The 6,951-nt window shown below is 37.3% G+C and carries 10 protein-coding genes; 7 read left to right on the top strand and 3 right to left on the bottom strand.

What is annotated here, in order from left to right:
• From KKD20_02510 to KKD20_02490, 5 genes are all read left to right on the top strand, one after another.
• A partial coding sequence (locus KKD20_02510) for a nucleoside hydrolase (GenBank protein ID MBU4331974.1) occupies positions 1-543 on the top strand: 543 nt, incomplete at its 5' end.
• 1 nt (position 544) lies between these two features.
• Positions 545-1,090 (top strand): TIGR00725 family protein, encoded by a 546-nt coding sequence (locus KKD20_02505; GenBank protein ID MBU4331973.1) that lies wholly within the window; start codon positions 545-547, stop codon positions 1,088-1,090.
• A gap of 178 nt (positions 1,091-1,268) precedes the next feature.
• A complete protein-coding gene (locus KKD20_02500) occupies positions 1,269-1,484 on the top strand; it encodes a helix-turn-helix domain-containing protein (GenBank protein ID MBU4331972.1) in 216 nt (71 codons plus the stop codon).
• An 11-nt stretch (positions 1,485-1,495) separates the two neighbouring features.
• Entirely contained in the window at positions 1,496-2,329 is an 834-nt protein-coding gene (locus KKD20_02495; protein MBU4331971.1) for a hypothetical protein, read from the top strand.
• Positions 2,330-2,413: 84 nt separating this feature from the next.
• Positions 2,414-3,601, top strand: coding sequence for a DNA adenine methylase (locus tag KKD20_02490; protein ID MBU4331970.1), 1,188 nt, complete (start codon positions 2,414-2,416; stop codon positions 3,599-3,601).
• Between the two features lie 170 nt (positions 3,602-3,771).
• On the opposite strand, the gene KKD20_02485 is transcribed toward KKD20_02490, so the two are convergent.
• The 3 genes from KKD20_02485 to hisI form a co-directional block, all read right to left on the bottom strand.
• The gene (locus KKD20_02485) at positions 3,772-4,641 is read right to left on the bottom strand and encodes an ATP phosphoribosyltransferase (protein MBU4331969.1); all 870 of its coding nucleotides are present in this window, start codon (positions 4,639-4,641) and stop codon (positions 3,772-3,774) included.
• A 15-nt stretch (positions 4,642-4,656) separates the two neighbouring features.
• Positions 4,657-4,935, bottom strand: a complete 279-nt coding sequence (locus KKD20_02480; GenBank protein ID MBU4331968.1) for a phosphoribosyl-ATP diphosphatase — start codon at positions 4,933-4,935, stop codon at positions 4,657-4,659.
• Between the two features lie 113 nt (positions 4,936-5,048).
• Positions 5,049-5,378 carry a phosphoribosyl-AMP cyclohydrolase gene (gene hisI, locus KKD20_02475; GenBank protein MBU4331967.1) on the bottom strand — a complete coding sequence of 110 codons (330 nt, stop codon included), beginning with the start codon at positions 5,376-5,378 and terminating at the stop codon, positions 5,049-5,051.
• 343 nt (positions 5,379-5,721) lie between these two features.
• Between hisI and KKD20_02470 the strand changes: the two genes are divergently transcribed.
• The gene (locus tag KKD20_02470) at positions 5,722-6,045 is read left to right on the top strand and encodes a hypothetical protein (protein ID MBU4331966.1); all 324 of its coding nucleotides are present in this window, start codon (positions 5,722-5,724) and stop codon (positions 6,043-6,045) included.
• Positions 6,046-6,090: 45 nt separating this feature from the next.
• The coding region (locus KKD20_02465; GenBank protein MBU4331965.1) for a hypothetical protein at positions 6,091-6,951 on the top strand (861 nt) is incomplete at its 3' end.

Below are 6,951 nucleotides of genomic sequence, written 5' to 3'. Positions count from 1 at the left end.
ACCGTTATCGCTACCGGACCACTTACTAATATTGCTCGCGCTTTCCAAAAAGAGCCAAAGATTATAGAATTGATAAAGGCGATGTATATAATGGGCGGGGCAGTAGATGTTCGCGGAAATGAAACCAAGTACGCAGAATTTAATTTTTTTAACGATTCTAAGGCCAGCAAGGCAGTTTTGGAAAGCGGCGCTAAAATAAACTTAGTTCCTCTTGATGTTACTGGTAAGACTTTGATACCGGTTGAGAGATTGGGAGTCATTAGGGATACAAAGATTGGTGGATTTGTTAAAAGAGCTATTTCTAATTGGTATCAATTTTTTGGAATGTCAAAGAACAGAAAATTTGAACTTTATGACCCCTTAACTATTGGAGCGGTCGTGGGTGATTTTTTAAATTTTAAGCAGGCACGGGTCAAGGTGATTGTTAAAGGAATGAAGAGGGGGATGATTGTAAAAGATAAAACAGGGATATTAATCAGCTATGCTTATAAAGTTGAGGCAGAGAAGTTTATTAAATTTTTTATTGATAAGATTAATGAATGATATGCAAAAAATTAAAAGAAAATTGCAAATAGGCGTTATGGGCTCGGCGGCTGATTTAAAGTATTCCAAAAAAGTTGAAAAGTTAGCAGAAGAAGTTGGCAGGTATGTAGCTGAATCGGACAATATTACGGTTTATGGCGCGGAAAAAGATTATGACTCGCTTTCAACAGCGGCTTCAAGAGGCGCTAAGAAAGCGGGTGGTTTAACTGTGGGTATAACTTATGGCAAAGGAAAAGATATTTATGATAGGGAAGGATATACAGATGTGGTTATCCCTTGCGGTTTAGAGCGAGGGGGTGGTCGGGAGTTTGTTTTGGTTAATGCTTGCGATGGGCTTATCGCGATTAGCGGGGGTTCTGGGACTTTGACCGAGATAGCGATTGCATATCAGTTGAATATACCGGTAGTGGTTTTGACTGGTTCTGGCGGTTGGAGTGATAAGTTGGCAAACACATATTTGGATGACAGAAAAAGGATTAAGGCGGTTAGCGCTAGAACGCCAAAAGAAGCGGTTGATAAAGTGATTCAGTTGTGCGGGAAAAAATAAATTTGATGATTAATTTTTCAAAAAATAAATCACCCCGTTTGGGGGTATTTTTTAGTTGATAAAAATGCAAAGCCGAGATTAGGTTATATTATTTTATTGCTAACTATAGTATGTAGACCTAAAGTTAGCAATTAACTATACTGTGAATAAGTTTATAGCTTCAATAAATTCACCACAAGTGAAAAAGGCAATTTTAATTAAATTTGGTAAAAGGGTGCGCGATGAACGTGTTAAATTAGGATTGTCTCAAGAGCAACTAGGTTCACATGCAGGCGTTCATCGCACTTATATTGGCATGATAGAAAGAGCAGAGAAGAATATTACACTGGAAAATATTGAAAAAGTGTCGAAAGCTCTTGGTTTAAAATTATCGGATTTTTTTAGAAATTTTTAATTTAGAAAAACATGCCATCTCTATTTGATAATTTTTTAACAAAATTTACAAAAAGTTTCGAAGGCACAAATCCTATAATTCATAGTGTTATGGCTAATATTTTTTCAATGAGAATTATTGGGAATAAAACTCACGGTGATTTAGCCGAAATCGCTTTAACAGAGTATATAAATGAGTTTGTTGGTGGCTACACAGCTAAACATACTGGCAAAGAAACTTTTCGCGCAAAAGTGAACGAAGAGGACATAAGAGTAATAAACGAAACTACGGGAGAAGAACTGCCAATCAGTATAAAAACTTATGGGGTTGGCCCACTTCAATTATCTACAAACAAAGACAGCTCTATGTTTCGATGCCTGACAGAAGTAGTTGGGAAAAAGAGGCTGACGGATTCCAAGAAAACCGTAGAAATACTTAGTGGTCCCTGTTTCGTTGACTTTGACGAAGTAAATGTTTTGCCGCTTATTTATAACGAAAAAGAAAAAACATTTAAAATTATTATATTTAATCTCCTGCGAGCATATAAATCAGTTGGTAAGATAAGGTTTTTTCCACCTAGAAAATACGGGAAGAACAAGAAAACCCATCCTATATACAAATTTTTTGATAAAAACAATCAATATATTTTTGAAGTAAGATACGGCGACACCAAGGCAAACGCTTTGCAACGTGGCATGTGGACTCACACTGAAAATGCGAAACCGTTTTTCAATGAAATTTTAAGCGGATCATATGAAATTAACAAACCTTTGCTTAAATTAATTTCAAAAATACTTGTTTCTCCAAAAGAAAAACATAAGGAAATACTCAAGCTGTTTCGCGAGGTAAATAGCACCACTGCGTGATGGAATTTCGTTGATAGCTATAGAACAAAAATAAAATATTTGGTATAATATCATCAGGTACATTAGTAGCTTGATGATTTTTTTATGGAAACACAAGGCATAAAATATGCTGGCTCTAAAAGGGAGATACTTCCCGTGTTGTTAGAATTGATAAAGCCGTTGGGTGTTCGTACTGTTTTTGATGCTTTTTCTGGCACCACTCGTGTAGCCCAAGCTTTCAAAATGAACGGGTATACAGTTTACGCAAATGATGTAGCTGTTTGGTCTAAAGTTTTTGGGGAATGTTATTTGTTAAACACAAAGCCCGTAAAACATTACCAACCCATGATAGAGCATCTTAATAACATACCCAGTAAACATGGTTGGTTTTCGGAGTATTATGGCGGAAAGCCAAATAACGGGAGCTCTGTTCAAGAAGATGGAAAAAAGAGAATATGGCAGTTGCACAATACAATGAAACTGGATGCAATAAGGGATGAGATCGATAATATCACACAAGACAATATAGAGCGTTCAGTTTTGCTTACGAGCTTAATTTTAGCGATGGATAAAGTTGACAGTTCGGTGGGTCATCAGGTTTCTTATTTAAAAAAATGGGCACCCAGATCGTACAAAACAATGAAAATGATGGTTCCAAAGTTAATTTTGGATGATAGAGAGCATAAAGTTTTTCAAAAAGATATCTTTGATTTAGTGCAGGATATAGATGTTGATTTAGCGTACTATGACCCGCCATACGGCTCTTCCAACGAACTGATGCCTCCCTCAAGGGTGCGTTATGCTTCTTATTATCATATTTGGAAAACCATATGTCTAAATGATAAACCAAATTTGGTGGGGGTGGCTAACAGGCGCGAGGATGTTAGCGATAGAGTGGCAGGATCTATTTTTGAGGAATTCAAAAAAAATTCCAACGGACAATATATTGTCATCGAGGCAATAAAAAAATTGATAAATAACACAAATACAAAATATATTGTTTTATCGTATAACAATAATGGCAGAGCAACATTTAAAGCAATTTTGGACATTCTAAAAAAATCAGAAATGAAGTGTAGCGCGATAGAGATGGATTATAAAAAAAATGTGATGGCTACTATGACCTGGACTAACAAGTGGCTTAATAATACAAATGGCAATGATGCCAAGAATAAAGAATATTTGTTTTTAATGCAGAGGGCGGAGGTAGGTGAGCCGATTCCTGATTTGGAAGTAAAAACGGTGGATATTCGGGGGCTGGCGGGTTTGAGACAGCCAGGTTTGGGTTTTTGATTGCCAGTGTAGTTAGAAGTTGCGCGTTTTGCTATTAACGAGGCAACAAAAATAGAAATTCTTGTAATTGTTAAGTAGACGGATTTTATGCGAGCATTGTGAATGCCACCATTGTTAAAAAATAAAAAGACCTCGCCAGAAAGTAAATTTCACTTTAGCGAGGCCTTTTTTTAAGAGACCATTTTTTCAATTGGTATGACCAGAATGTCGCTAGCCCCGATTTTTTTCAATTTTTCAACTGTTTCCCAAATATTTTTTCTATCAACTACAGAATGCACGGCAATCATTCCGGGTTTAGCTAAATCCATAATAGTAGGCGAAGCAAGACCTGGCGCGACTTTTTTAATCGCTGGGAGCAATTCTTTAGGCGCGTTCATCATAATATATCTTTTTCTCTGGGCAGTCATCACGCTTTCAAATCGGAGAACAATATTATTGATTTCTTGTTTCTTCTGGTCCAGAGACTGGCTATTTCCGATAAGCACTGCCTCTGTTGCCATGATTTCTTTAATAGTTTTAAGGTTGTTCATCTTTAGGGTACTGCCGGTTGAAGTCAGGTCTACAATGGCATCAGAGAGGCCCAGAGCCGGGGTGATTTCCAGAGCGCCTTCAATTTCAATAATATCAGCGTTTATTCCCTGGTTTTCAAGGTATTTTTTGGCAATAGCTGGATATGAAGTTGCTATTTTTTTGTTCTCAAGCTGTTTGGGGTTTTCAATGGCTGATTTTTCCGGTACAGCAATAATAATCTTACCATTACCGAAATGAAGCTTTTCCAGAATTTGAACTTGGCTTTGTCTCTCTTTTACTAAGTCGAGGCCAGTGATTCCCAAGTCGGCAATTCCATCTTGAACATATTCCGGAATATTGCCGGCTCTGATATAGAGTATTTCAATATTAAGATTTTCGGCTGAAGAATACAGTTGCCGTTCATGCACTTCAAAATCAAGGCCTATGGTTTTAAGGATTTCGATTGATGCGTCTGACAGCCGTCCCTTGTTGGGGATGGCGATTTTTAATTTGTTGTTTTTCAATGACATATTTTTGGTAGTTAATTATTTAAACCTTTTTTCTAGTTCACCATAGATATCTTCCGGCGTAATATCAGAATGCGCCAAAAGAACCAGGCAATGATACCAGAGATCAGCCATTTCATAGGTGATTTCTTCTTTATCTTTGTTTTTTCCGGCAATAATCACCTCAATGGCTTCCTCACCTATCTTTTTTGTAATTTCATCAGTTCCCTTTTTAAACAATTCGGCTGTGTAAGATTCTTTTGGCCGATATTTTTGCCTTTGTTTGATTGTTGCGAATAGTTTTTTTATAGTGTCCATATTTTTTTGGTTAGAAATAGATGTGATATTAGTTTATAAGTGGTCAAAATGCAAATTCACAGATGTATGTGGATGCCGTAAATACTATTCGCATATTCGTAGATTAGCATTTTTTATATTTTTTTAAAAAAACAAGATATTTTGCCGGTATGGCAGGCTTTGCCATTTTTTTGATCAACCAGAATCAACAGGCTGTCGTTATCGCAATCAAGATATATTTCTTTGACAATTTGAAAATTTCCTGATGTTTCACCCTTGTTCCATAATTCTTTTCGCGTTCGGCTCCAAAACCAAGTAGTTTTAGTTTCCAAGGTTTTTTCTAGAGCATCTTTATTCATAAAAGCCAGCATTAAAACCTGTTTGGTTTGCCAGTCTTGGATAATAGCAGGAATTAGGCCGGCTAATTTTTCGAAATTGATTTTTTTGAGTATTTCGGTGGTCATAGATTATGTATTATAAAAACGACTCACAGGGGAGTCGTTTGGTAAAACGTTGGTGATTTAGATTGTTTTAAATACCACAAAACGAGCCCCTAGATAGCTTGAGCCTGCTCGTGATGATGGATTGTGGTGTTTAAATTTTTCATTATTTTTATTTTATACTGTGGATAAAATTTTGTCAAGTTTTTGGTGTGGATAGCGGTTCAGGCTGGGCTTTTTCTTTTTTATTCAATTTTATGGTATAATATATTTAAGCGAGCTTCCAAGCCGGCGATTTTTTGCTTGTCTTGAGCTTGTCCAAATGATATAATGAAAACAGTTTTATTTTTAATTTGAAGAATTTATAGTGGCAGACAAACCAAAGACAAAAAGACCTTCTGTTTTAAATAGGGGTTCAATTGGAAGAAAGAATTGGAGAATTTTTTTAATTGGGCTTTTCGTGGGGTCAGGATTATTTGCGACTTTATGGAAGGTTACTGGGGGACCAGGGATAAGAGAGTGGCGATCGTTTTTAATAATGCCTGGTTTATTGATCTCTTTGCCAATTCACACTCTCAAAGATATTTCTACATCACAATCTGCATGGTTATTGATTGGATCTTCAGCTGTAATGTGGGGGATAATTTTTGGAATTATAGGAATAGTGATTATAAAAATAAGAAATAGATAAAAATAAATCACAGAGACTTGAAAGTTGATGAAGAGAGGAGACGTCATGAAGAAGAAGCTAACGTGTTTATTGATTGGGAGCTTGATTATTTTTTGTTCTTTGACAGCCATAGAAGCCCAATTAGCTTCTTGGGTTCCCGGTGATCTTCATGTCCATTCAGCTTTTTCTAAATGGGACATGGCTTACGGATTAGGCGTTGGAAACCCCGAACCTCCTAGTATAATAGAACAGGCTTTTGTAGCAAAGGGGCAAGGTTTGAGATTCATCGTTATTACTGACCACGAAGAGATGTTTTATAATGATAATTTGGAGAGTACCCTGATTGGTCATGTTGATTTTGAGAAAGGAGATTTTACTTGGCAGGAGATGCAGAGACGATGTCGCGAAGCAGAGGAGGAGACGGGGATTTTAGTGATTCCTGGGGAAGAGGTGGGTTCAGTGATACCTGCGGTTTCTGATGGGCATCTCCTGGCCTACAATATTAGTTCTTTTGTTTTTGTAGGCGCTTACGGGCCCGAGATAGAAATTAACGGTCAAGATATGATTAATAGGGCGAGTAGTGTGGTGCCAGAAATTATAGGTATCCCTCCCCTTCTCTTTATTGCCCATCCCAAAGGTAGTTGGTGGGAACCAGATTTCCCCTGGGAGGGTGAGCTCAAAGACTTTATAAGCTATCATGGTGTTGAACTTTTTAATAGTGGCAAGTTCACCCAGGTAACTTCAGAGTGGGATAAGTTACTTAAGCAAGGACGAAAAGTGGTGGGTATCGGTAATTCTGACGCTCATTGGGATGGCCGTCCCGGACATGAAGATGAATATCCGGGGTTGAGTCGGACTTATCTTTATATTCCAGGAGAGGTTACCCATGAGGCAGTTTTCAGGGCCCTTTATAACGGCCAAGCCGTT

It is taken from the genome of Patescibacteria group bacterium (assembly GCA_018896645.1).
Classification (GTDB): domain Bacteria; phylum Patescibacteriota; class Patescibacteriia; order UBA2591; family JABMQE01; genus JAHIMF01.
This window is presented reverse-complemented; position numbering and strand designations above follow the sequence as displayed.

Excerpts from the sequence above, each read along its gene's own strand:
- KKD20_02490 (MBU4331970.1), top strand. The coding sequence starts at position 2,414 with ATGGAAACACAAGGCATAAAATATGCTGGCTCTAAAAGGGAGATACTT.
- KKD20_02495 (MBU4331971.1), top strand. The coding sequence starts at position 1,496 with ATGCCATCTCTATTTGATAATTTTTTAACAAAATTTACAAAAAGTTTC.
- KKD20_02480 (MBU4331968.1), bottom strand. The coding sequence starts at position 4,935 with ATGGACACTATAAAAAAACTATTCGCAACAATCAAACAAAGGCAAAAA.
- KKD20_02505 (MBU4331973.1), top strand. The coding sequence starts at position 545 with ATGCAAAAAATTAAAAGAAAATTGCAAATAGGCGTTATGGGCTCGGCG.
- hisI (MBU4331967.1), bottom strand. The coding sequence starts at position 5,378 with ATGACCACCGAAATACTCAAAAAAATCAATTTCGAAAAATTAGCCGGC.
- KKD20_02485 (MBU4331969.1), bottom strand. The coding sequence starts at position 4,641 with ATGTCATTGAAAAACAACAAATTAAAAATCGCCATCCCCAACAAGGGA.